Raw genomic sequence first — 23682 nt, 5'->3', positions numbered from 1 at the left:
GAAAGACGCCTAGGTCGGTGGTGCGGAGGAAGGCGCACCGTGGGTGGCCGGCCGGGTGTGGATGCTTCCCCACACCACACCCGGCCGGCGTACCGGCGGGTTCGTCGCCCGCCGCCCGGGGGTCGTGGGCGGCGGGCGACGCTCCTGCCTGTCGGGACCGGGCTCGCGACTGCCCGGAAACCCAGGTGCGGCCCGCGGAGCCGCACCGCCCGGAGCTGGCGCCGCGAAACACCGCGCTCCGGCTGGTTGGAACGAGCGTACGAGACAATCGAACACTCGTTCTAACTGCTGTTGACAGTACACCTCCCCTCCGACGAAAACGCAACGTGTGACGCGCCGACTGAACCCATCGGGCGTGGTGAGCCGCACCGACACGACGACACGACGCATGGTGAAGCGGGCTTCGGCGTGGCCGGCTGAACCGTTCGCGGGCGGACCGTGAAGAATGGCGACATGCAGCCACACCCGAACGTACGGGCGGTGCAGGACGCGCTCGACGGCGTCGGTGCGCTCGACGGCGCCGGCCGACCCAGCACAGTCCGCCTGCTGCCCGAAGCGGTGCACACCGCCGCCGCGGCCGCCGAGGCGCTCAGCGTCGAGGTCGGCCAGATCGCCAACTCGCTGATCTTCGACGCGGACGGCGCGCCACTGCTCGTCCTCACCTCCGGCGCGCACCGGGTGAACACCACAGGCCTGGCCGCGTCGATCGGAGTCACCCGGTTGCGCCGGGCCACCCCGGAGTTCGTCCGGCAGCACACCGGGCAGCCGATCGGCGGGGTCGCACCGCTCGGGCACCCGCAGGCGCTGCGCACGCTTGTGGACACGGCGCTGGCGGCGTACCCGGAGATCTGGGCCGCGGGTGGCGTGCCGCAGGCGGTCTTCCCGACCACCTACGCCGAGCTGCTGCGGGTCACCGCCGGTACGCCGGCCGAGGTGGCGTGAGCGAACGAACCAGCGGGCACACGAACGTCGTACCGGAGCTGGTCACCCTGCACGTGTGGCGGACCTCCCGCGGCGCGTTGCCCCGGGCGCTGACCAGGATGGCTGTGGACCCTCGCCGGCTGCGGGCACTGCCGGGCGTCCGGTTCGGCAAGCTGCTGGGCACCGGGACCGGCACCAGCTTCGGGCCGGGTGACGCCGACCTGACCCGGTGGGCGGCGTTGACAGTGTGGGACTCCCCCGCCGAGGCGGCCGGCTTCGACGGCTCGCCGGTGGGGCGTGCCTGGGCGCGGATCGCCCTCGCCCAGGCCCGGGTCGACCTGCGCCCGGTGAGCAGTCGGGGCGAGTGGTCCGGCCAGCAGCCGTTCGGCGATCCGCCGGGCGGCCGGGTCACCGGGCCGGTGCTGGCGCTGACCCGCGCCCGGTTGCGGGCCCGCCGGGCGGCCACCTTCTGGCGGGCGATCCCGCCGGTGGCAGCCGCCCTGCGCGACGCGCCGGGGCTGCTGGCCCGCTTCGGTGTCGGTGAGGCGCCGCTGGGGTGGCAGGGCACGGTCAGTGTGTGGCGCGACCCGACGGACCTGGTGGCGTTCGCGTACCGTCACCCGGAGCATCGGGCGGCGATCATGCGAACCCCCACCGCGGGCTGGTACGCCGAGGAGCTCTTCGCCCGATTCGAGGTACGCGACGTGGTCGGCGATCCGACGGTGCTCGGGTGGGTCGCCGACGACGACCCTGCAACGGTGAAGGGTGGACGGGCATGAGGTTGGTGCGCTGGACGCCGGACGATCTCGTCCGGCGGCTGGACGACGTGGTCGCCGTCTACGGCGAGGCGATGGGCTACCGCACCGACCTGCTGGAGGCCCGGCGCGGCTACATGGCCACCCACGTCCGCCGGCCCGGATTCCGGGCGGTGGCCAGCCTGACCAGCGAGGGACATCTCGCCGGCTTCGGCTACGGCTATCTGGGCGGCCCCGGCCAGTGGTGGCACGACCAGGTGTACCGGGCGTTGGACGCCCCGACGCGCAAGCGCTGGCTCACCCACTGCTTCGAGGTGGTCGAGCTGCACGTCCGGCCACCGGCGCAGGGCCACGGACTGGGTGCCGGCCAACTGCGGGCGCTGCTCACGATGGCCGAGGGCGACACCACGCTGCTGTCCACCCCGGAGGCCGAGGAGCAGACCTCGCGGGCCTGGCGGCTGTACCGCCGGTTCGGTTTCGTCGACGTGCTGCGTGACTTCCACTTTCCCGGTGACGAGCGGCCGTTCGGCGTCCTCGGTCGGGACCTGCCGCTCGAGCCTCCGACGTCATGACCAGGCGGATCTCCTGGACGCTGCTCGGCGTCCTGGTGCTCGCCCAGATCTGCTACCCGCTCACCACCGGCACCACCCGGGCCGGGCTGACAGTGGCCACCGTCGTGCTCGGCTGGCTGCTCTCGGTCGGCCACGCGCTGCTCAGTCGCGGGCCCCGGGTCGCGGTGGCGCTGGTCGCGGTGGCCACCGGCGGCGGGTTCGCGATCGAGGCGATCGGGGTGGCCACCGGTGTGCCGTTCGGCAGCTACGACTACTCCGGTGAGCTCGGCCCCAAGCTTGCCGGGGTGCCGCTGATCATCCCTCTGGCCTGGACCTGGATGGCCTGGCCGGCCTGGCTGGCCGCGGTCCGCCTGACCGGCGGCAACACCCCGACGGCCACCGTCAACACGGCGGAGGCCAGCGCCCCGACGACCGGCTCGACGGTCGGTCGGTGGGTGGGGCGGATCGCGCTGGCCACTGTGGGGCTGGCCGCCTGGGATCTTTTCCTCGACCCGCAGATGGTCGCCGAGGGCTACTGGGTGTGGCGCAACGCCACCCCGGCGCTGCCCGGCCTGCCCGGCATCCCGGTCAGCAACTACCTGGGCTGGCTGCTCTTCGCGGTGCTGATGATGAGCGCGTTGCGCCCGCTGGCCGGGCCGGCCGCCGAGCGCACCGACAAGCGGGACCACCCGATGTTCGCGCTCTACCTGTGGACGTACTTCTCCAGCATCCTGGCCCACGCGGTCTTCCTCGACCTGCCCGCCTCGGCGCTCTGGGGCGCGGCCGGCATGGCGGTGACAGCCGTGCCGCTGGCGGTGACCCTGCTGCGCGCCCGCCGGGCCGGCAACGCGTACGGCGACGACCGCCAGCCGACCCGCCCCGGCGTCGACGCGACCCGATGACCGTCCTGCTCGCCCTGCTGTTCGTCATCGCCGTGCTGACCGGGCACACCTGGCTCAACGCCGCCCGCTGGCTGCGCCGGCCCACCGACCGGCCGGGCGAGGTCGGTGAGCCGGTGGCAGTGCTGCTGCCGCTACGCGACGAGGCCACTCGGGTCACCCCCTGCCTGCGCGCCCTGCTCGCCCAGCGCGGCGTGCCCGGGCTGCGCATCGTGGTCCTCGACGACGGGTCCACCGACGGCACCGCCGACGTGGTCCGGGCGGTGGCCGGCGACGACCCGAGGGTCACACTGCTTAGCGGCGTCGCCCCGCCGCCGGGCTGGCTGGGCAAACCACACGCCTGCTGGCAGTTGGCCACCCGGGTCGACCCGGAGGCCACAGTGCTGGTCTTCGTCGACGCCGACGTGGTGCTCGCCCCGCACGCCGTGGCCGCCGCCGTCACCGAACTGCGCGCCGCCCGCGCGACGCTGCTGTCGCCGTACCCCCGGATCGTTGTGGCGACGGCGGCCGACCGGCTGGTGCAGCCCCTGCTCCAGTGGCTCTGGCTGACGTTCCTGCCGCTGCGCGCCATGGAACGCTCGCGGCGGCCCTCGCTGGCCGCCGCGGGCGGGCAGTTCCTGGTGCTGGATCGGGCCGGCTACACCACAGCGGGCGGGCACGCGGCGGTCGCCGACAAGATCCTGGAAGACGTCGAGCTGGCCCGTGCGGTCAAGCGGTCCGGTGGGCGGATCGCCCTGGCCGACGGTTCCCGGCTGGCCACCTGCCGGATGTACGACGACTGGCCGCAACTGCGCGACGGGTACTCGAAGTCGCTGTGGGCGTCGTTCGGGCATCCGGGAGCGGCGGCCGCCGTGGTGACGATGCTGCTGCTGCTCTACACCGCCCCGCCGCTTGTCGCGGTGGCCGGCGTGGTGGCCGGCGCGCCGATGGTGGCCGCCGTGGGCCTGGCCGGCTATCTGCTCGGGGTGGCCGGGCGGGTGCTCACCGCCCGGTCGACCGGGGGCCGGTGGTGGCCCGACGCGCTCGCACACCCCGTATCGGTCGTGGTCCTCGGTTGGCTGACCCTGCGGTCGTACCATCTGCGAAAGCGACACCGCCTGACCTGGCGGGGCCGCCCGGTCAGCTAGGAGGACGCGGCATGGCGCGGATCGTGGTCGTCGGCGCCGGGGTGGGTGGCCTGGCCACCGCCGCCCGGCTGGCCGCAACCGGGCACCAGGTGACCGTCTTCGAAGCTGCCGACACCGTCGGCGGCAAACTCGGCAGGTACGTGCACGACACCCCGGCCGGGTCGTTCCACTTCGACACCGGGCCGAGTCTGCTCACCCTGCCCGAGGTCTTCGAGGATCTGTTCGAGGCCACCGGGGCGAAGCTCGACGAGTACCTGGACCTGACGCCGCTGGACCCGATCGTCCGGCACGTCTTCGAAGGCGGCGGTCCGACGTTGGACTCCTGCGCCGACCCTGTGGAGTTCGCCGGCCGGATCGGGGCCGCCTTCGGTGACCGGGCGGCGGCCGACTGGCAGCGGCTGTGGCGGCGGGCCGCCCGGGTGTGGAACGCCTCCTCGCGGGACATCCTGCGCCGCGCCGTCGACTCCCCCCGCGACCTGGCGTCGCTGGCCTGGCGCGTCGGCGACCTGGCCGCCATCGCCCCGGGCCGCACCCTGCGTGGGCTGGGCCGCCGGCACCTCTCCGACCCGCGGCTGCGGCTGCTGCTGGACCGGTACGCCACGTACACCGGCGCCGACCCGCGCCGGGCGCCGGCGGCGCTCGTCGCGGTCCCCTATGCCGAGCTGACGTTCGGCGGCTGGTACCTGCGCGGAGGGCTGGGCACGCTCGCCGACGCGCTGCTTACCCGCTGCCTGGACCTCGGCGTGGTCGTGCAGACCGGCGCCACCGTGACGCGGATCGACGCGGCGGGCGGCCGGGTGCACGGGGTACGCCTCGCCGGCGTCGCCGCGCCGGTACCCGCCGACGTGGTGGTGGCCAACGTGGACGCACTCACCGTCTACCGCGACCTGCTGCCGCACGCTCGTCGGCTGGCCGGGCTGAGCGACCGCAGCCTGGCCGGTTTCGTGCTGCTGCTCGGCGTCTCCGGCAACACCGGGCTGGCGCACCACAACGTCTTCTTCCCGCGCGACTACGACGCCGAGTTCGACGCGGTGTTCGGCGATCCGGGGCGGGGCGTACGGGCCCGACCGGCGGCCGACCCGACGGTGTTCGTCACCGTCGCCGACGACCCGATGGTCCGCCCGGCGGGGCACGAGGCATGGTTCGTGCTGGTCAACTCCGCGCGGCAGGGCACCGCCGCTGGGGCTGTCGACTGGCGGCGCCCGGGGCTTGCCGACGCGTACGCCGACCGGATCCTGGACGTGCTGGCGCAGCGCGGCGTGGACGTGCGCGACCGGCTGCTGTTCCGCGAGGTGCGTACCCCGGCCGACCTGGACGCGGCGACCGGAGCACCCGGCGGCGTGATCTACGGCACCGCAGGTGGGCTGCTCCGCCCGGCCAACAGGGGCCCGGCGCACGGCCTGTGGCTGGTGGGCGGCTCCAGCCACCCGGGCGGTGGCCTGCCGATGGTGACCCTCTCGGCGCAGATCGTCGCGGACGAGATCGGCCCCGCCTGGTAGCCCTCGTCGGTGCGGCGGTCAGCCGGCGTCGAGCAGCGCGCGACGGACCGTGGAGAGCAACTGCCCCAGCCCGAAGGCGGCCAGCAGCACCCACACGGCGGTCGCCATGGTGATGGTGCCGGCGGCCAGGTCCGGCTCGATCAACCCGGACAACCCGGCGACAACCAACCCGGCCAGCGCGACCGAGACGCGGGTGGGTCGCTCGCCGACGGTCACGGCGCCGATCTCGCGCATGCCGGCGGAGACCGCGCGGGCACGCACGTACTCGTGCAGCCACGACAACGCGCCGCCCGCGACGACGAGCGCGCCCGGCGCGCCGACCAGCCAGAACGCGAGCAGCCAGGCCACCTCACCGAGCCGGTCAGCGAGCGAGTCGTAGACGTAGCCGAGCCGGGTGGTGCGGCTGGTGGCGACCGCCACCGCCCCGTCGACGCTGTCGGCCACCGCGGCGAACAGCACGAACAGCGCGCCGAGGAACGGCCCGTCCCCCGGCCGGGTCACCAGCAACGGTACGCAGAAGCAGAGCAGCACCCCGGCCACGGTGACCGCTGTGGGGCCGACCCGCAGCCGGCCCAGCACATATCCGACGTGGTAGGAGAACCGCAGCCAGGCGCGTACCACCGGCGCGGCCGCCCGGGGGTCGAAGCCGCCGTGCAGCCGTGCCCATGCCGTGGCGTACTCGTCCCAGTTCAGCTGTGTGCCCACCACTGATCAACCGTGGTGTCGAGCATCAGGTGTCGCACGCGCTGTGTTCACACCCGGGCGCCGACCTTGAGGTTCTGCCACACCTCGCGGGTCGCGGTGGACCGGTTGAGGGTGATGAAGTGGATTCCCGGCACACCTTCGTCCAGCAGCCGGCGGCACATCTCGCTGGCCTGCTCGATGCCGAGCCGGCGGACCGCCTCCGGGTCGTCGGCGACCCGCTCGAAGCGCTCCGCCAGAGCCGTCGGGAACGGCGCCCCGGACAGTTGCACGGACCGCTCGATGGTGCCGATCTGGGTCACCGGCATCACACCGGCCAGGATCGGGGTGTCGCAGCCGGCCGCGGCCACCCGGTCGCGCAGCCGCAGGTAGTCGTCGGCGTCGAAGAACATCTGCGTGATCGCGAACTCGGCGCCGGCCCGGCACTTGCGGACGAAGTGCGCGGTGTCGCTTGCCACGTCGACCGAACGGGGATGCTTGTACGGGAAGGCCGCCACGCCGACGCTGAAGTCACCGGCGTCGCGGACCAGGCGCACCAGGTCCTCGGCGTAGTCGACGCCCTCGGGGTGCCGGACCCACTCGCCGCCCGGGTTGCCCGGCGGGTCGCCGCGCACCGCCAGCACGTTGCGCACCCCCACCCCGGCGAGCCGGCCGATCACGTGCCGCAGCTCGGCCACGGAGTGGTTGACGGCGGTCAGGTGGGCCATCGGCAGCAGGGTGGTCTCGGTGGCGATCCGCTCGGTCACCGCGACTGTGGTGTCCCGGGTCGAGCCGCCCGCGCCGTAGGTGATCGACACGAACGACGGGCGCAGCGACTCCAACTCGCGGATCGCCTGCCAGAGCAGTCGCTCACCCGCCTCGGTCTTGGGCGGGAAGAACTCGAACGAGAAGGTCGGCTGACGGTCACGGATGAGCTCCCCGATCGCCGGCTGCGGATTGGGGAGTACCGAGGGAAGACCGAGCGCCACGACCCGACTCTAGCGGGCGACGCCGTCGGCACCCAGCCCTTCCCACACCGCCTCCCACAGTTCGGCTGGCGCGTGCCGGACCGGTGGAGGGAAGCCGTCGTACCCCCGGGGTAGGAAGGGGTGGCGCGGGAGGGGCGGCGGGGGCGGCCCGGCATCCGGCGCGGGGGTCGCACAGCCGAGAGGTGGCACCGGTCCCGTCCTTCGGGCGGGCGGGGTGCCACCGCGCCGACGCGCCGCCGGGAGGCCCCATGACCTCGCTCACATCACCGCGCCCCACACAGCTCGGGCCGCTGCTGGCCCGGTGCCGGCTGGCCCGGGGTTGGAGCCAGCAGCGCACCGCCGCCGAGTTGTGTGCCGCCGCCGGCGTGCCGACCTTGAGTAGACACGAGGTGTCCCGGTGGGAGCGGCAACGACGCGTACCGGGAGGGTTCTGGCTCGGTTGGCTCGCCGTCGTGCTGGACGTGCCGCTCGTGGTGCTCGCCGAGGCCGCCGCGAGCACCCGACGGGTCGGTCCGCCCCGCGCTGTCGGCCCAGGCCGGACCGACTCGGCGGGTACGCGTCCGGCCGGCCGGACGGGCCCCGCACGCACGCCGACGGGAGCACGTGTGGCGGTACAACGTCGGCCGCGGTGACCCGCTAGCGTCGTGGCGTGACCCACGCTGCTCCCGTGTCCCCCGTCGACCGTGCCGGCCTGCGGCAGCGGGTCGACAAGGCCCTCACCGAGTTCCTGGCCAGCCAGCGGGCCCGGCTGACCCGGGTGGACGACGCCCTCGTCCCGGTGGCGGAGGCCATCGAGGCGTTCGTGCTCGGCGGTGGCAAGCGCCTGCGGCCGGCGTTCGCGTACTGGGGGTTCCGGGGTGCCGGCGGGATGGACACCGAGGCGGTCGTCACCGCCCTCGCCGCGCTGGAGTTCGTGCAGGCCAGCGCACTGATCCACGACGACCTGATGGACCGCTCCGACACCCGGCGCGGCGAGCCCGCGGTGCACCGGCGGTTCGCCGCCCGGCACCGGGCCGCAGGCTGGGGCGGCGACGCGGACGGCTTCGGTGACTCCGCCGCGATCCTGCTCGGTGACCTCTGCCTCGTGTGGTCCGACGAGCTGCTGCACTCCGCAGGCCTGGACCTGCGGGCGGCGGCCCGGGCCCGGCCGGTCTTCGACGAGATGCGCACGGAGGTCACCGTCGGGCAGTACCTCGACGTGTTGACCCAGGTCACCGGGGACACGTCGGTGGAACGGGCCAGCAAGGTCGCCAGGTACAAGTCGGCGAAGTACACGGTCGAACGGCCGCTGCTGCTGGGTGCCGCGCTTGCCGACGCGCCGGACGACGTACGGGCCACCTACTCGGCGTACGGGCTGCCGTTGGGTGAGGCGTTCCAGTTGCGCGACGACGTGCTGGGGGTCTTCGGCGACCCGGCGCACACCGGCAAGCCGGCCGGCGACGATCTGCGCGAGGGCAAGCGCACGTACCTGGTGGCGGCGGCAGTGGAGGCCACCGACGACGCGGGCCGGGAGCTGCTGCTGAGCCGGCTCGGCGACCCGGACCTCGACGAGCAGGGGGTGACCCGGATCCGCGAGTTGATCACCGTGAGCGGTGCGCTGGCCCGCACCGAGCAACGGATCACCACGCTCACCGACACGGCGCTGGCGGCCCTCGCCGCCGTGGACCTGGACACCGAGGCCCGCCAGACCCTGGTGGACCTGGCGATAGCAGCAACCCGCCGAGCCGACTGACCCTCCCGCCCCCACTCCCTCGGTTGATCATGGGGTTGGCGGCGGCGACACGCCGGCACGGGCACGCCAACCTCATGATCAACGCCGAGGGACGGGAGGGCGCGGGGGCGGGGGCGGGGGCGCGGGTTAGAAGGCCTGGGCCTGGGCTCGGCGCTTTACCTCGCGGGCGTGGTCGCCGGAGAGGGCGGCGGCCGGGGTGCCGCCGCGCAGCGTGTCGTCGGGCTCATAGAGCCAGCGCAGCGCCGCCTCGTCGTCGTAGCCGTTGTCGGAGAGCAGGTTGAGCACGCCGGGCAGATGCTTGAGCACGACCTCGTTGGCCACCAGGTCCGCCGGCACCCGGCGGACGCCGTCGCGGCGGACCGCCAGCAACTCGCGGTCGCGGATCATCTGGTGCACCTTGCTAATCGAAACGTCGAGGCGCTCGGCGACGTCGGGCAGGGTGAGCCAGCCGGCCGGGTCGGTGGGGCCGGCAAGCTCGGGGCCGGGCACGGCCTCAGCGGGTACGGGTTCGGTCACCCGATCACCCTGCCACGCCGCCGACCCGGGCAGCCAGCGGCACCCCGAACGGCCCGCTCCGACCAGCTCGGGAACCCTGGATGAGCAGCGGATCAGGGCTGAGGCGAGGTGCCCGGCCTCGGCGGGACGGGCCAGCGGTGCCCCCGGGCTGTAGCATCCTGTTCTACCTTCACCCCCTGGACACATAGACTCCCTGCCGATGGACACACAGGTCGCCGACACGTTGCTGGGCTCGCTGATAGACGGGCGCTACCGCATTCGCGGTCGCGTGGCCCGTGGCGGCATGGCGACCGTGTACACCGCAACAGACGAGCGCCTCGAGCGCACCGTCGCTGTCAAGATCATTCATCCGACGCAGGCGCCCGAGGCCCGTACCCGGATCGCCAACTTCGTGGCCCGGTTCACCGACGAGGCCAAGACGATCGCCCGGTTGACCCACCCCAACGTGGTGGCGGTCTACGACCAGGGCACCCACGCCGGTCTGCCGTACCTGGTCATGGAGTACGTCCGCGGTCGCACGCTGCGCGACGTGCTGGCCGAGCGGCGCCGGCTCAACCCCGACGAGGCGCTGGCCATCGCCGAGCAGATGCTCGCCGCGATCGGCGCCGCGCACCGGGCCGGTCTGGTGCACCGCGACGTCAAACCGGAGAACGTGCTGGTCGCCGAGGCGCCCACCGGCGGCGTCGCCAACCTGGTGGACAGCGTCGTCAAGGTGGCCGACTTCGGGTTGGCCCGCGCCGTCGAGGCGAGCGCCGACGACGAGCAGGGCACCCAGTTGATGGCCACCGTTGCCTACGTCGCTCCGGAGCTGGTCACCGAGGGTCGGGCCGACCCGCGTACCGATGTCTATTCCGCCGGGATCGTGCTGTTCGAGATGCTCACCGGTCGGGTGCCCTACGACGGGGACCGCCCGGTGGACGTCGCCTGGCAGCACGTCGACCGGGACGTGCCGGCGCCCTCGACGCTGGTGCCCGGCCTGCCGTCGGTCCTCGACGGCCTGGTCCAGCGGGCCACCCGACGCGATCCCGCCGCCCGGCCCGCCGATGCCGGCGCGCTGCTGGCCGAGGTGCAGGTCGCACGGGACCAGTTGGGCGACATCAACAGCAGCACCGCCGTGCTGCACCGGGTGGCCGACGACACGTCGGTCTCCCAGCCGACGATGATGGTCGCCACTGTCCGTCCGGCCGAGCGTCCGACGTGGGCGCGGCTGCCGGAGGGCGGTGGTCAGGGGCCGGGCCGACGGCGGGCCGCCCCGGAGCCGTCGGAGGGTCTGGGAGCCCGGCTCGCCGGGCTGCGCAGCACGGTGATGGGCCACCCGCAGGGCCGGTTGGCCGTCGCGGCCGTGGTGGTGACGCTGGGCCTGGTGGCCGCGCTCGGCGGCTGGTGGTTCGGTGTCGGCCGGTACACGTCCGCCCCGCAGCTGGTGAGCCTGAGCAGTGCGGACGCGCAGGCGCAGGCCGACCGCGCCGGCCTGAAGCTGGCGTACGGGGAGCCGCGCTATGACGAGAAGGCCCCGAAGGACAGCGTGCTGGAGCAGAACCCGGCGTCGTCTGCCAAGATCGTCAAGGGTGGCACGATCACGCTGACCCTCTCCCTCGGCCCGGAACGCTTCCCGGTGCCGGACGTCATCGGCAAGGAGTACGAGCTGGCCGAGGCGGACCTGCTCAACGCGAAGCTGGTGGTGGCCAAGGGCACTCCCCGCTACGACGACACCCTGCCCGCCGGCGTCGTCCTGGACAGCAACCCGAAGGTCGGCGCCGAGGTCAAGCCGGGCACGAAGATCACCCTCGTTCTGAGCCGCGGCCGGGCGCCGATATCGGTGCCGAACCTGGTGGGCAAGAGCCTCACCGAGGCCCGGGCCACCCTGTCCCGGCTCGGCCTGGTGGCGGTGGAGACACCAAAGGACTCCGACAAGCCCAAGGACGAGATCCTCGGCCAGAGTCCGGCCGACGGCACCGGCGTGGAGAAGGGCACCCAGGTCAAGCTGGAGGTCAGCAAGGGTCCGCCGCTTGTCGTCGTGCCCCGCGTGGTCGACCTGCCCTGCCAGCAGGCCAAGCAGGTGCTGGAGGGCCAGGGCTTCCCGGTGGCGATCCAGTTCAACCCGAACGCCACTGTGCGCTTCCAGACGCCAGGTGAGAATTCGCAGGTACCGCCGGGCACCCAGGTCACGATCGGATGCCTCTGAGATGCCGGTGACCCCGGTCGGCGCCCACACCCCCACCTCCGGTGGACTGGCGAAGGCCGCCCTGCCGTACGTCGACGCGACAGGCGCCGAGGTGGTGCAGGTCTACGTCTCCAACTCGCGGGGCTGGGCGTTGCCTCCGGGCGACCCGACGCAGGACGCGCTGTTCCGCGACGGCTGCGCCGAGCGGGGCATCCCGGCGTTCATCCACGCCTCGCTGCTTGTGAACCTGGGTTCCCCCACGCCGGGCACCGTCGAGAAGTCGGCGCAGACGCTGGCGCACGCGCTGCGCCGGGGTGTGGCGATCGGCGCTCGGGCCGTGGTGTTCCACGCCGGCAGTTCGGTCGACGAGGGGTACGCCGAGACGGCGATGCGGCAGGTCCGTGAGGAGCTGCTGCCCCTGCTCGACTGGGCCGCCGAGGCCGGCGGGCCGATGCTGCTCGTGGAGCCGAGCGCGGGCGGCGGCCGGTCGCTCGCCTCGCGCGTGGAGCAGCTCGGCCCCTATCTCGACGCGGTGGACCGGCACCCCATGCTCGGGGTCTGCTTCGACACCTGCCACGCCTGGGCTGCCGGGCACGACCTGGCTGCCGAGGGCGGCATGACGGCGACACTCGACACGCTTGTGGCCACTGTGGGTGCGGACCGGCTGCGGCTTGTGCACGCCAACGACTCGAAGGATCTGTGCGGCTCCACGCGTGACCGGCACGAGAACATCGGCAAGGGCACCATCGGTGAGCCCGCCTTCGCGGAGCTGATGACCCACCCGGCCGTCGCCGGGGTCCCGATCGTTGTGGAGACCCCCAGCGAGCAGCAACTGGGCCACACCGCCGACATCACCACGCTGACCCGCCTGCGCCCCTGACACTCCCCCGCTGATCATGGTGGCGATGTCGCCACCATGATCAACAGTCAGGGCTGGCAGGTGAGGTCAGGCGGACAGAACGCGGGTCAGGGCCGTACTGGCCTGGGTCACCGCGTCGTCGTCGATGCCCAGGTAGGTGACCAGGCGGGCGGTGCGCGGGCCGAGCACCGAGATGAGTACGCCCTGCTCGCGGGCGGCGGCGGCCAGAGCGCGGGCATCCAACGCGTGCTTGGTGAGGTCCAGGAGGACGAGATTGGTGCGGACCGCGGTGGCGAGCACACCGAACGGCGCGACCGCCTCGGCGAGCCGGGCCGCCCGGGCGTGGTCCTCCGACAGCCGGTCGACGTGGTAGGCGAGCGCGTATCGGCCGGCGGCCGCGAGGATGCCAGCCTGACGCATGCCGCCGCCCATCCGCTTGCGGATCATCCGGGCGCGTTCGATCTTCTCGGCGCTGCCCACCACGAGCGAACCGACAGGCGCGCCGAGGCCCTTCGACAGGCAGACCGACATCGTGTCGAAGAGCCGGCCGTACTCGATCAGGGGCACCCCGTCGGCGACGTGCGCGTGCCAGATCCGGGCGCCGTCGCAGTGCAACGCCACTCCTGCCGCGTCGGCGACACCGCGCAGCTCACGCAGCGTCGCCAACGGGATCACACCGCCGCCGCCCCGGTTGTGGGTCTGCTCCACGGCGATCGCACGGGTGGGGACCGCGAAGTAGCCGTCCGCGCGGACCATCCCGGCGACCGTCTCCGGGTCGATGTCCGCGCCGACCGCCGGCCAGGTCCGCGAGGAGATGCCACCGTACGCGGCAGCGGCCCCGATCTCGTATGTCACGACGTGCGCGTCGGCGTCGCAGAGCAACTCGTCACCGGGTGGCACCAGCAGTTGCAGGGCGATCTGGTTGGCCATCGACCCGCTCGGGGCGAACAGCGCCGCCTCGTGCCCGAACAGCGCGGCGACCTCGGCCTCCAGCGCGTTGATCGTCGGGTCCTCGCCGTAGACGTCGTCACCGACCTCGGCGGTGGCCATCGCCTCCCGCATGCCGGCCGTAGGCCGGGTCAACGTGTCGGAGCGCAGGTCGACAAGATCAGCCACGGTCATTCCCTTCGGCCGCCGACTGCGGGGCTCGCAAACCCGGCTCACTCCTCGCGTCAGCCACGGAGCATCTCCGCCACGAGGAATGCCAGCTCCAGCGACTGCTGGGTGTTGAGTCGCGGGTCGCACGCGGTCTCGTACCGGTCGGGGAGGTCGAGGTCCTCGATGCCCTGGGCGCCGCCCAGGCACTCGGTGACGTCCTCGCCGGTGAGCTCGACGTGCAGGCCACCGGGGTGGGTGTCAAGCCCTCGGTGCACCTCGAAGTAGCCGAGCACCTCGTCGACGATGCGGTCGAAGTGCCGGGTCTTGTAGCCGTTTGACGACTCGTGGGTGTTGCCGTGCATCGGGTCGCACTGCCAGACCACCTTGGCGCCGGAGGCGGTGACCTTGGAAACGATCGGCGGCAGGGCGTCGCGTACCCGGTGGTTGCCCATTCGGCTGATCAGGGTGAGCCGGCCGGGGATGTTGTCCGGGTTGAGCTTCTCGCACAGCTCGATGGCCTCGTCCGGGGATGTGGTCGGGCCGAGCTTGACGCCGATCGGGTTGGCGATCCGGGAGATGAAGTCGATGTGCGCGCCGGTGATCTGCCGGGTGCGCTCGCCGATCCACAGGAAGTGCCCGGAGAGCCCGTACGCCCGCTTGTCGGAGACCCGGGTGAGCGCCCTGTCGTACTCCAGGGCGAGGGCCTCGTGGGAGCAGTAGAGGGTGACGGTCCGCAGCGCCTCGTCGTCGGTCATCCCACAGGCCCGGATGAAGGCCAGCGCGCGGTCGATCTCCCGGGCGATCGCCTCGTAGCGCTCCCCCGCCGGGGAGTTCTTCACGAAGCCCTTGTTCCAGTCGTGCACGGCGTGCAGGTCGGCCAGCCCACCGGCGAGGTACGCCCGGAGCATGTTCATGGCTGCCGCCGAGTTGGCGTACGCCCGGATCATGCGCTGCGGGTCGGCGACGCGGGCGGCCGGGTCGGCCTCCAGCGAGTTGATCATGTCACCGCGGTAGGCGGGCAGGCCACGGGCGTCGGTCGGCAGCGAGCGGGGCTTTGTGTACTGGCCGGCGACCCGGGCGACCTTGACCACCGGAAGCGACGCGCCGTAGGTGAGCACGATCGCCATCTGGAGCAGGGTGCGGGCGTTGGCAAGCAGATGGCTCTCGGTGTTGTCGACGAACGTCTCGGCGCAGTCGCCCCCCTGGAGCAGGAACGCCTTGCCCTCGCAGACCAGTGCCAGCTTCTGCCGGAGCTGGTCGACCTCGTAGGGCGCGACGACCGACGGCACGGTGTCGAGCACCTTGCAGACCTCGGCGACGGCCGCGGGGTCGGACCACGGCGGGATCTGCTCGCGGGGCAACTCCCGCCAACGGTCCAGGCCGAGCGCGGCGTCCTCGGCGGAGTCGGCTGTCGGACGACTGGTCTGCAGACCCGGGCTAACGAACCCGGGATGGCTCAACTGATGCCACTCATGGCGCATGACAGAAAGCCTACGGCGACCGGCCGGGTACCCGAGCGTCGAGGGGGACGGTTCCGTACGTTGGGAGATCGATCCCGCTGGAAAAAGGCGCGACTCAGGACACCGGCGACGGCACGGCGGTCGGCGACGCGCTCCCGGCCGGTACGCCGCCGGGTGCCTCTGCGGCGATGCACCAGTCGCCACCGTCACGGGTGACGGTGAACACCAACGGACGGGTGATCTTCTTCTTGCCCGCGGTGACCGAGACCGAGACGCTCACCTCCTGCCCGCGCGGCGAGGATCGGACGTCGGTGATGGACGCCTCGGGCACCGTGAAGTGGTCGGCGAAGTCACCGTTGGGGCCGGTGGCGGCGAGGTCGAAGCCCTCGTGCAGCAGCGCGCAGAGCTGGCTCCGGCCGGCGGCGACGTCCTTGGCGATCATCGCGTCGAGGTACGCCTGCACGCGCTCGCGGGACCGGGTGGCGGCCTCCTCGGCCGGCGCCCGCTCGGGCTTGGCGGCCGACTCCTCCTTGTCGCCGCCGATCCCGCAGCCGACCAGCGCGGCCGGGAGCAGCACGAACCCGGCGGCGGTCGCCGCCATCCTGCGGTGGATCGGGCGCATGCCACCTCCGTCGACGGGATCGAGATGTGCCGAGCCGCGAGTCTGCCATATCGCAGCGGAACCGCCCAAGGCCGGCGGCCCGGCCGACGCTTGGCGTCGACCGGGCCGCTTCGTCACGGGCGGGGAGGGACGGTGCGGGCCCCTCCCCGCCGTGTGGGTGTTGCGTCGGCGCTCGGCTCAGCCGAGACCGCCCTTGATGGCGCCGATGAGCTCGCCGTTGCTCGTGTCACCGGAGAGTTCCCAGAAGAACGCGCCACCGAGGCCCTGGTTCTTCGCGTACGTCATCTTGCCGTTGATGGTCGACGGGGTGTCGTAGCTCCACCAGTTGCTGCCGCACTTGGCGTAGGCGGTGCCGGCGATCGTGCCGGTGGCCGGGCAGGTGTTCTTGAGGACCTTGTAGTCCTCGATGCCGGCCTCGTAGGTGCCCGGCGCCGCGCCCGTGGCGCTGCCGCCCGGTGCGGCCTGGGTGACGCCCGTCCAGCCCCGGCCGTAGAAGCCGACGCCGAGCAGCAGCTTGTTGGCCGGGATCCCCTTGCTCTTGAGCTTCTGGATCGCCGCGTCGGAGTTGAAGCCCTGCTGCGGGATGCCGGTGTACGAGGTCAGCGGCGAGTGCGGGGCGGTCGGGCCCTGGGCGTTGAACGCGCCGAAGTAGTCGTACGTCATCGGCATCAGCCAGTTGAGGTTGCCGATGGCTCCGGCGTAGTCGGTGGCGTCGATCTTGCCGCCGTTGCTGCCGTCCGCGGTGATGGCGGCGGTGACCAGGGCGTTGGAGCCGAACTTCGACCGCAGCGCGCTGATCACGTTCTTGAAGGCGTTCGGGCCGCTGCTGTCACAGGTCAGGCCGCAGGCGTTGGGGTACTCCCAGTCGACGTCGATGCCGTCGAAGACGTCCGCCCAGCGGGGGTCCTCGACCAGGTTGTAGCAGCTCTCGGCGAACGCTGCCGGGTTCTGCGCGGCCTGGGTGAAGCCACCGGACCAGGTCCAGCCGCCGAACGACCAGATCACCTTGAGGTGCGGGTTCATCTGCTTGAGCTTGCGCAACTGGTTGAAGCTGCCGCGCAGCGGCTGGTCCCACGTGTCGGCGACACCGTCGACACTGTCCGCCGCCGTGTACGCCTTCTCGTAGTCGGCGTAGCTGTCACCGATCGAGCAGCGGCCGCCGGTGGTGTTGCCGAAGGCGTACAGGATGTGGGTCAGCTTGGCGGCCGAGCCGCTGGTCTGGATGTTCTTGACGTGGTAGTTGCGGGCGTAGACGCCCCACTCGGCGAAGTAGCCGACGACCTTCTTGCCACCCGTGTTCGGCGGTGGCGTGGTGGGCGGTGCGGTAGTGGGCGGTGCCGTGGTCGGCGGGGCGGTGGTGGGCGGGGCCGTCGTGGGCGCTGCCGTGGTCGGCGGGGTGGTCGGGGTGCCGCCACCGCACGGTATGCCGTTGATGGTGCAGTTCAGCGGCGCCTTGTACGCGCCGGTGCCGTTGTAGCCCCAACTGAACGAGGCGCCCGGGGCGAGGCCCCCGGCCCAGCTCTTCTTGACCGCCACGTAGTGGTTGCCGCTGCTTGTCACGTCGGCGTCCCAGGCGCTGCTGATGGTGGTGCCCGACGGCAGGTCGAACTCGATGCGCCAGGTGCTGACAGTGGCGCTGGAGCCGTTGGTGACGGTCACCTTCGTCTCGTGACCGGTCCCCCAGTCCTGCGCCTTGGCGAACGTGGCGGTGACCGTGCCGGCACCGAACGCGGTGGTCATCGGCACCGCTGCGACGGTCACGGCGACCACGGCACCGGCCCAGAGGGCTCGGCGGAGCGATCTTTTCATGAGGCGTCTCCCGAACTGTTAGGAAACTTTCCAAAATAGATTGGTGAGACGGTACTCACACCGTCATCACTTCGTCAAGATGCGCATGTGTCGATTTCCCCTGGTGCGTGACCGCCCCGCTACCCGTCGGCTACCGCGTTGCTCCACGCCCCCACCGGCCGTCGCGTCGCTCCACGTCCTCGCCGGCCGTCGCGTCGCTCCACGCCCACGACGCCGGCGGCACCGTCGACAGCCACCCCGGCCCGAACGCCTACAGGCGCGTAACCTCTGGCCATGACCGTGTTCGACACCCCCATCGATGCCCTCAACGGCGGCCCCGCCAACCTCGCCCAATACCGGGGCAAGGCGCTGCTGGTCGTCAACGTCGCCTCCCGCTGCGGCCTCACACCGCAGTACGCCGGGCTCCAGGCCCTCGCCGACTCGTACGCCGAGCGCGGCCTCGTGGTGCTCGGCGTGCCGTGCAACCAGTTCGCCGGCCAGGAGCCGGGTACCCCCGCCGAGATCAGCGACTTCTGCCAGGTCAACTACGGAGTCACCTTCCCGCTGACCGAGAAGATCCACGTCAATGGCCCGGACCGGCACCCGCTCTACGCCGCGCTTGTCGACACCCCGGACGCCGACGGCCACACCGGCGACGTCCGCTGGAACTTCGAGAAGTTCCTGGTGGCACCCGACGGAACGGTAGCGGCCCGCTTCGCCCCCACAGTCGCGCCCGACGCCGAAGAGCTACACAAAGCCCTAGAAAAAGCCCTCCCCGCCAAACCCTGACCGAGCCGGGTCGCGCCGAACCCACCCCGGCCCCGTCGATCATGGACTTGTGGTGCCTGATAGGGAATCAATTGCCGGGCTTCTCCCCCACCACAACTCCATGATCGACGCGGTGGAGGCTGGGTTGGCGCGACCGCTCGTCACCGACGGGTGGCACGTTGTCGGAGAGCCGGTCTTCGACCGGTGCGAGCAGTACGTTGTGCTGGACCGGGGTCGCTGCGCCGGCCATGCGTCCGTGCTGGCGCAGACGGTCGCCGGATTCTCGGCCAGGCAGCGCATGCCGGGAGCCGGTGGGGCCGGTCGCCAGCCGGTCGCCGGTCGGTGGGCGGTCGCCGGTCGATGGGCGGTCGCCGGTCGATGGGGTTGGTTGTCGCTCCGGCAGCCGAACGACCCACCGTGCCGGTGGCGGAATGTGTCACGGGTGGACGGAGTTGGAAACCAACATGACAACTGTGGGACTGATCGGCAGTGGCAACATCGGCGGGACCGTGGCGCGGCTGGCGGTGGCCGCCGGCTACGACGTGGTGGTCAGCAACTCGCGGGGGCCCGAGACGCTCACCGAGTTGGTCGAGGAACTGGGCGAGCACGCGAGCGCCGGCACGGCACACGACGCCGCGCAGGTCGGTGACCTGGTGGTGGTCAGCGTGCCGCTGAAGGCGTACCGGGCGGTGCCCGTGGAGCCACTGGCCGGCAAGGTCGTCATCGACACCAACAACTACTACCCGCAGCGCGACGGGACCATCCCGGAGTTGGACTCCGGCGAGACCACAAGCAGCGAGTTGCTCCAGCGGCACCTGCCGGACTCTCGGGTGGTCAAGGTCTTCAACAACATCTACTTCAAGGGCCTGGCCGACCTGCCCCGGCCCTCCGGCGCCCCGGACCGCAGCGCCCTCGCGATCGCCGGTGACGACGCCGCCGCAAAGGCGGAGGTCACCGCATTCCTGGACCGCATCGGGTACGACGCCGTCGACGTCGGCCCGCTCGCCGAGGGCTGGCGCTACCAGCCGGACACCCCCGCGTACGGCACGCTCTACTCCGCCACGCCGACAGACTGGGAGCACCCGGCGCCGGGCGACGCCGAGAAGCTGCGCGCCGCCCTGGCCGCCGCCACCCGCTGAGCACCGCCGCCGCCCTCCCCGCGACCGCCTACCGAGCGGTTGTACTCCAGGGCGGCGGCGAGTTCGTCGTCGTAGCTGGCGATCGGCCTGCCGTCCGAGGCGTACGCGACGAGCCGCCCCTGCGCCATGTTCGCCGAACGGAACGAGAACGTGCGGATTCCCTGGTACGCGGCGAGCAGCGGGATGGCGCGGGGCGCCCCGCCCGGGGCTGAGTAGTACTCCAGGCGGGTCACCTGCGGGGACACCACGCCGTTGACACGTACCTTTGTCTTCTCGGCGCGGGTGTCGAAGGTGACCGGCGCGTCGGTGCCGTAGGCGGCACACTCCGCCGGGCCTCGGCAGACGAAGAAGTAGCGCGGGTTCGCGACGTCGTCGAGGGCGTACGCCTTGAAGGTCGGGTCCGCTCCGGCGGGCAGCGGTTGCACGGCGAAGAACGCGAGCGCCACAGTGGCCGTGACACCCACCCGCAGCCAGCCCCGGCCGGCGACCCGCCGGTTGGCCCGTGTGGCGGCGACCGCGACGCCACCGAAGCCGACAAGGCACAGCAGGCACACCCCGACGGCACGGGCGTTCTCGAAGAGGAACTGAAGGCCCGGCCGCATCGACACCGGGCTGAGGACCGCGCCCAACGAGACGACCATCGTGCCGAGCAGCGCGGCACCGGCGATCCGCCGGGTGACGCCGGACGCGCCGATCAGCAGCATCGCGGCGAGCACCGGCCACACCTGGTGATGCGTCCACGACACCGGGGACGCGGCCACTGTGGCGCAGCCGACCAGCACCGCCGCGTGCCCGGGCCGGCCCTCCCGCGTCAGCTGGCGGGCGCGCAGCAGCGCCGCCGCGCAGATCACCGCCACCAGGCCGGCCCAGATCAGGGGCAACGTCGCCTCGTCCACGCCGACGCGCAGCAGCATCCCGTGCAGGGACTGGTTGCCCAGCGAGGCCAGGTTGCCGATCCGCGAGGTCTGCCGCACGGCCTTGGTCCAGTACGTCCAACTCTCGCCCGGCAGCACGATCGCGGCGATCCCGGCGCAGGCCACGAACGTGGCCACCGCGCGGGCAGCGTCGCGGTAGCGGCCCGTGGCGAGGAAGTAGACCACGAACAGCAGCGGGGTCAGTTTGATCGCTGCGGCGACCCCGACCAGCATCCCGCGCAGCCGGGGCGGCACGACGCCCATCCCGTCGAGCAGCGCCATGAGCACGATGAAGATGCTGACCTGACCGAAGCGCAGATTGCTCTGCACCGGCGCGGAGAGCATCAGCACCGTGGCCGCCACCGCCACGACGAGCGGCCGCTGGGCCTGCCGGGTGCCCAGGGCGACGCCGACCGCTCCGGCGATGGCGACGACAGCCGCGCACGTCGCCACCAGCCAGAGCCCCTGCACCACGCCCTCGCTGACAGCGGTGATCGGCCCCAGCACCAGGGCGGCGAACGGCGGATAGGTGAACGGCCCGCCATTGGCCGCCACGAACCCGTACAGCGGCCGGCCGGCGTGCAGATCGGACAGCGCGCCGTAGTAGATGTGCAGGTCGGAGAGGCGGTCCTCGCGCCGCAGCACGAGCACACAGGACACCAGCGCGACGACGACGAACGTCGCCCACACCAGCGCGACCCGACGATCCCGCATCGATCGAGAATAGGCGATGGCGGCGGTCGGCGAAGGCCCGTCATCCGCCGAGGGCCGCCGCGTCTGCTCGCCGTGAAGATCGATCCGTTGCAAGGAACGATGACAAATATTCGGCGACATCTCCTTCCACAACTTGCGGCAGAGTCCCGTTCACGGGACTCTCTGTCTCTGGGTTGCGGCCCGTTCACCGAAAGCTCCCTCGGAGGTGACATGCAGACGCTCCGTACCGTGCCCCGCCGGCTGTTGGCCGGCGCCGGCGCGCTCCTGCTCGGTACCACCCTCGCCGTCGGCACGCCGATGCCGGCCAGCGCCGCGACCGGCGCGGACACCGTGGGGTACGTCCGGCTCGCCCACCTCTCCCCCGACACCCCAGCCGTCGACGTCTACCTGGCCACCCCCGACGCCGCGAAGCCAAAGGTCTTCCCCGGCGTCGGCTACGGCGTGGTCTCCGACTACCTGGGGCTTCCTCCCGGCCGGTACGCGGTGGCGATGCGCGAGGCCGGCACCCCCGCCGGCGAACCCCCGGTGCTGACCACCGAGGTGGCCGTGACCAGCGGCAGCGCGTACACGGTGGCCGGCGTCGGTCGGCACGCCGACCTGGGCCTGCGGGTGCTCCACGACGATCTCAGCGCGCCCGCCCAGGGGCACGCCAAGGTCCGTGTCGTGCAGGCGTCGGTGCGGACCCCGGTCCTCGACGTGGCAGCCGCCGACGGCCCGATGATCGCCAACGACGTGCAGTTCGCCACCACCACCGCATACCAGCAGGTCCCGCCAGGTGCCTGGCGGCTGCGACTGACCGGAGCCGGCGGGCCGAGCACCGACGCCGAGGTCCGGCTCACCGACGGCGCCGTCTACTCGCTGCTGGTGCTCGACGACAAGCAGGGCGGGCTCACCGCCGAGCTACGCCGTGACGCCGAGGGTGGCACCGTCGTACCCGCCGGTGGCGTGGACACCGGCGCAGGAGGCGCCGCCGAGGCAGGCTTCGGCGCGTACCCCCTGGTGGCCGCCGGATTGGCCGCGGCGGCCGTCGCGGCGAGCCTGCTGCTGTGGCGCCGGCGGCAGCGCACGACCTGGTGAGCGCCGGGCGTGCCGCGACGGCGACGAACGGCCCGGTGAGTGCCGGGCGCGCGGCGCACGACGCGGTGAGCGCCGGGCCCGGCCTCGCGATCCGGCGGCACCGCGACCGGCGGGCGCCGGTGGCCGCGCTTGTCGCGGCCGGCGCGGCGGTCTGCCTGACCCTCGGCGCCGGAGTCGGGCTCGTCACCGGCGCCGGGCGGGCCGACCCCGGCCGACCGCCGGCCGCACGTTGGCACCCCGGCTGCACCGACGGATGCCCGTCAGTGGCCGCCGCGCCCGCGCCCCAGGGTCCACCCACGCGGGTACGCATGCCGCGCATCGACATCGACTCGCCGCTCACGGTGCTCGGCCTGGACAGCGCCGGCGCGCTGGTTCCGCCGGCCGACTTCGACACGGCTGGCTGGTACGGCGGCGGTCCCGCCCCCGGCGACACCGGTCCGGCGGTGCTTGCCGGCCATCTGGACTCGCGGCGCGGCCCGGCGGTCTTCGCGCGGCTCGACGAGCTGCGACCCGGCGATCTGGTGCAGGTGTGGCGTGGCCGGCAGCAACTGTCGTTCCGGGTGACCGGGTCGCTGCGCACCCGCAAGGACGATTTTCCCACCGCCCTGGTCTACGGCCCGACACCCGGTGCGGAGTTACGCCTGGTCACCTGCGGCGGCGACTTCGACCGGCGGCGCGGGCACTACCGCGACAATGTCGTCGTGTTCGCGATCAGCGTGGCCGCCGATCCGGCCCTGCCGGAGTCCAGCGCCGCCCGCCGGCCCTGATCGACGCGGGCCGCACCGCGGGCGGCGCAGCGTCAGACCGGGCGGCGACCGGCGAAGCCGCACTCGGCCCGGTGGTACCAGCGCACGTCGGAGTCGCCCTCCAGCCAGCACCAGAGCACGGCGCGGCCGGCCCGCTCGCCGGGGAAGTCGAGAAGCACCGGGGCGATGCCCTTGACCTGGATGTCGTGCTGGTGCAGCTCTTCGACGACGCCGTGCAGCCGCGCCTCAAGCCCTTTCACCTCGGCAAGCCCGCCGAGCGCGCTGACGCCGTGGTCGGCCAGGTCGACGCGCAGCTCGGCCAGGTCGGCGCGGAGCCGGATCAACTCGTCGACGCGGGGCCGGAGGGTGGCCACCAGGTGCCGGGCCTGGGCGAGTGTGAACACCGGGCCAGTATGCCCGTCACATCGCCCTGCTGGTCACCCCAAGCATAAGATCAGAAGCCCTTGGGTGGATCTTGAGCTACAGGGCTGTCGGCAAACCTCTTCGAGCATTGGCAGGCGTACGCACCGTCCCACCATTGCCAGACAGCTCCAGACGGGCATCTACAAGCAACCGTACCGGCCAGCTTGGGACATCCGACAAGCTCCAAAAACGACTTCAGCAGGGAACCACTGGGCTGCGGGTGTTGGAGCTGTGAAGAGG

24 protein-coding genes are annotated in these 23682 nt (G+C 72.5%); 14 read left to right on the top strand and 10 right to left on the bottom strand.

Translation table 11 applies throughout. From position 1 onward, the window contains the following. Positions 1-453: 453 nt before the first annotated feature. From F4558_RS04510 to F4558_RS04485, 6 genes are read left to right on the top strand one after another with little or no spacing between them, the layout of a single operon-like run. Positions 454-942, top strand: coding sequence for a YbaK/EbsC family protein (locus F4558_RS04510; protein ID WP_167943280.1), 489 nt, complete (start codon positions 454-456; stop codon positions 940-942). Beyond that, positions 939-1700 carry a monooxygenase gene (locus F4558_RS04505; protein WP_053658056.1) on the top strand — a complete coding sequence of 254 codons (762 nt, stop codon included), beginning with the start codon at positions 939-941 and terminating at the stop codon, positions 1698-1700. Before F4558_RS04510 ends, F4558_RS04505 begins: the two co-directional genes overlap by 4 nt. Further along, positions 1697-2248 carry a GNAT family N-acetyltransferase gene (locus tag F4558_RS04500; RefSeq protein WP_167943279.1) on the top strand — a complete coding sequence of 184 codons (552 nt, stop codon included), beginning with the start codon at positions 1697-1699 and terminating at the stop codon, positions 2246-2248. Before F4558_RS04505 ends, F4558_RS04500 begins: the two co-directional genes overlap by 4 nt. After that, positions 2245-3129 (top strand): carotenoid biosynthesis protein, encoded by an 885-nt coding sequence (locus F4558_RS04495; protein ID WP_053658052.1) that lies wholly within the window; start codon positions 2245-2247, stop codon positions 3127-3129. The genes F4558_RS04500 and F4558_RS04495 overlap by 4 nt, the downstream gene beginning before the upstream one ends. Continuing rightward, the gene (locus F4558_RS04490; RefSeq protein WP_167943278.1) at positions 3126-4253 is read left to right on the top strand and encodes a glycosyltransferase family 2 protein; all 1128 of its coding nucleotides are present in this window, start codon (positions 3126-3128) and stop codon (positions 4251-4253) included. The genes F4558_RS04495 and F4558_RS04490 overlap by 4 nt, the downstream gene beginning before the upstream one ends. A gap of 11 nt (positions 4254-4264) precedes the next feature. After that, entirely contained in the window at positions 4265-5752 is a 1488-nt protein-coding gene (locus F4558_RS04485; RefSeq protein ID WP_167943277.1) for a phytoene desaturase family protein, read from the top strand. A gap of 18 nt (positions 5753-5770) precedes the next feature. Here the strand turns inward: F4558_RS04485 and F4558_RS04480 are convergent, their stop codons facing one another. Both F4558_RS04480 and metF read right to left on the bottom strand, forming a co-directional pair. Continuing rightward, complete coding sequence (locus F4558_RS04480; RefSeq protein ID WP_053658046.1) at positions 5771-6460, bottom strand: CDP-alcohol phosphatidyltransferase family protein; 690 nt, start codon at positions 6458-6460, stop codon at positions 5771-5773. 44 nt (positions 6461-6504) lie between these two features. Further along, on the bottom strand, positions 6505-7422 hold the full coding sequence (gene metF, locus F4558_RS04475) for a methylenetetrahydrofolate reductase [NAD(P)H] (RefSeq protein WP_053658043.1): 918 nt from the start codon (positions 7420-7422) through the stop codon (positions 6505-6507). Between the two features lie 248 nt (positions 7423-7670). On the opposite strand from metF, the gene F4558_RS04470 reads away from it, so the two are divergent. Next, on the top strand, positions 7671-8054 hold the full coding sequence (locus F4558_RS04470; RefSeq protein ID WP_167943276.1) for a helix-turn-helix domain-containing protein: 384 nt from the start codon (positions 7671-7673) through the stop codon (positions 8052-8054). 17 nt (positions 8055-8071) lie between these two features. Continuing rightward, positions 8072-9154, top strand: coding sequence for a polyprenyl synthetase family protein (locus tag F4558_RS04465; RefSeq protein ID WP_167943275.1), 1083 nt, complete (start codon positions 8072-8074; stop codon positions 9152-9154). Positions 9155-9280: 126 nt separating this feature from the next. Here F4558_RS04465 and F4558_RS04460 read toward each other — a convergent pair whose 3' ends face one another. Next, the gene (locus tag F4558_RS04460) at positions 9281-9670 is read right to left on the bottom strand and encodes an Rv2175c family DNA-binding protein (protein ID WP_053658037.1); all 390 of its coding nucleotides are present in this window, start codon (positions 9668-9670) and stop codon (positions 9281-9283) included. Positions 9671-9869: 199 nt separating this feature from the next. On the opposite strand from F4558_RS04460, the gene pknB reads away from it, so the two are divergent. Both pknB and F4558_RS04450 read left to right on the top strand, forming a co-directional pair. Further along, positions 9870-11855, top strand: a complete 1986-nt coding sequence (pknB, locus tag F4558_RS04455) for a Stk1 family PASTA domain-containing Ser/Thr kinase (RefSeq protein ID WP_167943274.1) — start codon at positions 9870-9872, stop codon at positions 11853-11855. Position 11856: 1 nt separating this feature from the next. Then, positions 11857-12714, top strand: coding sequence for a deoxyribonuclease IV (locus F4558_RS04450; RefSeq protein ID WP_053658034.1), 858 nt, complete (start codon positions 11857-11859; stop codon positions 12712-12714). Positions 12715-12780: 66 nt separating this feature from the next. Here F4558_RS04450 and F4558_RS04445 read toward each other — a convergent pair whose 3' ends face one another. The 4 genes from F4558_RS04445 to F4558_RS04430 form a co-directional block, all read right to left on the bottom strand. After that, on the bottom strand, positions 12781-13809 hold the full coding sequence (locus F4558_RS04445; RefSeq protein WP_167943273.1) for a threonine aldolase family protein: 1029 nt from the start codon (positions 13807-13809) through the stop codon (positions 12781-12783). A 56-nt stretch (positions 13810-13865) separates the two neighbouring features. Continuing rightward, on the bottom strand, positions 13866-15272 hold the full coding sequence (locus tag F4558_RS04440; protein ID WP_053658031.1) for a class II 3-deoxy-7-phosphoheptulonate synthase: 1407 nt from the start codon (positions 15270-15272) through the stop codon (positions 13866-13868). 94 nt (positions 15273-15366) lie between these two features. After that, the gene (locus F4558_RS04435) at positions 15367-15873 is read right to left on the bottom strand and encodes a nuclear transport factor 2 family protein (protein WP_053658030.1); all 507 of its coding nucleotides are present in this window, start codon (positions 15871-15873) and stop codon (positions 15367-15369) included. Between the two features lie 177 nt (positions 15874-16050). Next, positions 16051-17682: a glycosyl hydrolase family 18 protein gene (locus F4558_RS04430; protein ID WP_053658029.1), complete on the bottom strand. Its 1632-nt coding sequence runs from the start codon at positions 17680-17682 to the stop codon at positions 16051-16053. 273 nt (positions 17683-17955) lie between these two features. Here F4558_RS04430 and F4558_RS04425 point away from each other — a divergent pair, with 273 nt between their 5' ends. Continuing rightward, entirely contained in the window at positions 17956-18450 is a 495-nt protein-coding gene (locus tag F4558_RS04425) for a glutathione peroxidase (RefSeq protein ID WP_167943272.1), read from the top strand. A 67-nt stretch (positions 18451-18517) separates the two neighbouring features. On the opposite strand, the gene F4558_RS04420 is transcribed toward F4558_RS04425, so the two are convergent. After that, positions 18518-18679 carry a hypothetical protein gene (locus F4558_RS04420; RefSeq protein ID WP_167943271.1) on the bottom strand — a complete coding sequence of 54 codons (162 nt, stop codon included), beginning with the start codon at positions 18677-18679 and terminating at the stop codon, positions 18518-18520. 181 nt (positions 18680-18860) lie between these two features. Here F4558_RS04420 and F4558_RS04415 point away from each other — a divergent pair, with 181 nt between their 5' ends. Next, positions 18861-19568 (top strand): NADPH-dependent F420 reductase, encoded by a 708-nt coding sequence (locus tag F4558_RS04415; protein WP_376767490.1) that lies wholly within the window; start codon positions 18861-18863, stop codon positions 19566-19568. On the opposite strand, the gene F4558_RS04410 is transcribed toward F4558_RS04415, so the two are convergent. Further along, entirely contained in the window at positions 19481-21196 is a 1716-nt protein-coding gene (locus F4558_RS04410) for a glycosyltransferase 87 family protein (protein ID WP_167943269.1), read from the bottom strand. The genes F4558_RS04415 and F4558_RS04410 overlap by 88 nt on opposite strands. Positions 21197-21406: 210 nt before the next feature. On the opposite strand from F4558_RS04410, the gene F4558_RS04405 reads away from it, so the two are divergent. Continuing rightward, positions 21407-22273 carry a DUF4397 domain-containing protein gene (locus F4558_RS04405; protein WP_245241266.1) on the top strand — a complete coding sequence of 289 codons (867 nt, stop codon included), beginning with the start codon at positions 21407-21409 and terminating at the stop codon, positions 22271-22273. Beyond that, positions 22243-23040: a class F sortase gene (locus tag F4558_RS04400; protein WP_312877268.1), complete on the top strand. Its 798-nt coding sequence runs from the start codon at positions 22243-22245 to the stop codon at positions 23038-23040. The genes F4558_RS04405 and F4558_RS04400 overlap by 31 nt, the downstream gene beginning before the upstream one ends. Before the next feature lie 32 nt (positions 23041-23072). Here the strand turns inward: F4558_RS04400 and F4558_RS04395 are convergent, their stop codons facing one another. After that, positions 23073-23423 carry a DUF2203 domain-containing protein gene (locus tag F4558_RS04395; protein ID WP_053658024.1) on the bottom strand — a complete coding sequence of 117 codons (351 nt, stop codon included), beginning with the start codon at positions 23421-23423 and terminating at the stop codon, positions 23073-23075. Positions 23424-23682 lie beyond the last annotated feature (259 nt).

The sequence above is a fragment of the Micromonospora profundi genome, from assembly GCF_011927785.1.
Lineage (GTDB): Bacteria > Actinomycetota > Actinomycetes > Mycobacteriales > Micromonosporaceae > Micromonospora > Micromonospora profundi.
This window is presented reverse-complemented; position numbering and strand designations above follow the sequence as displayed.

What these genes read in the sequence shown, in the direction of transcription:
- F4558_RS04495 (WP_053658052.1), top strand. Translation starts at nt 2,245, where the DNA reads ATGACCAGGCGGATCTCCTGGACGCTGCTCGGCGTCCTGGTGCTCGCC.
- F4558_RS04405 (WP_245241266.1), top strand. Translation starts at nt 21,407, where the DNA reads ATGCAGACGCTCCGTACCGTGCCCCGCCGGCTGTTGGCCGGCGCCGGC.
- pknB (WP_167943274.1), top strand. Translation starts at nt 9,870, where the DNA reads ATGGACACACAGGTCGCCGACACGTTGCTGGGCTCGCTGATAGACGGG.
- F4558_RS04500 (WP_167943279.1), top strand. Translation starts at nt 1,697, where the DNA reads ATGAGGTTGGTGCGCTGGACGCCGGACGATCTCGTCCGGCGGCTGGAC.
- F4558_RS04420 (WP_167943271.1), bottom strand. Translation starts at nt 18,679, where the DNA reads ATGGCCGGCGCAGCGACCCCGGTCCAGCACAACGTACTGCTCGCACCG.
- F4558_RS04450 (WP_053658034.1), top strand. Translation starts at nt 11,857, where the DNA reads ATGCCGGTGACCCCGGTCGGCGCCCACACCCCCACCTCCGGTGGACTG.
- F4558_RS04435 (WP_053658030.1), bottom strand. Translation starts at nt 15,873, where the DNA reads ATGCGCCCGATCCACCGCAGGATGGCGGCGACCGCCGCCGGGTTCGTG.
- F4558_RS04510 (WP_167943280.1), top strand. Translation starts at nt 454, where the DNA reads ATGCAGCCACACCCGAACGTACGGGCGGTGCAGGACGCGCTCGACGGC.
- F4558_RS04425 (WP_167943272.1), top strand. Translation starts at nt 17,956, where the DNA reads ATGACCGTGTTCGACACCCCCATCGATGCCCTCAACGGCGGCCCCGCC.
- F4558_RS04490 (WP_167943278.1), top strand. Translation starts at nt 3,126, where the DNA reads ATGACCGTCCTGCTCGCCCTGCTGTTCGTCATCGCCGTGCTGACCGGG.
- F4558_RS04410 (WP_167943269.1), bottom strand. Translation starts at nt 21,196, where the DNA reads ATGCGGGATCGTCGGGTCGCGCTGGTGTGGGCGACGTTCGTCGTCGTC.
- F4558_RS04415 (WP_376767490.1), top strand. Translation starts at nt 18,861, where the DNA reads ATGTGTCACGGGTGGACGGAGTTGGAAACCAACATGACAACTGTGGGA.
- F4558_RS04440 (WP_053658031.1), bottom strand. Translation starts at nt 15,272, where the DNA reads ATGCGCCATGAGTGGCATCAGTTGAGCCATCCCGGGTTCGTTAGCCCG.
- F4558_RS04430 (WP_053658029.1), bottom strand. Translation starts at nt 17,682, where the DNA reads ATGAAAAGATCGCTCCGCCGAGCCCTCTGGGCCGGTGCCGTGGTCGCC.
- F4558_RS04470 (WP_167943276.1), top strand. Translation starts at nt 7,671, where the DNA reads ATGACCTCGCTCACATCACCGCGCCCCACACAGCTCGGGCCGCTGCTG.
- F4558_RS04485 (WP_167943277.1), top strand. Translation starts at nt 4,265, where the DNA reads ATGGCGCGGATCGTGGTCGTCGGCGCCGGGGTGGGTGGCCTGGCCACC.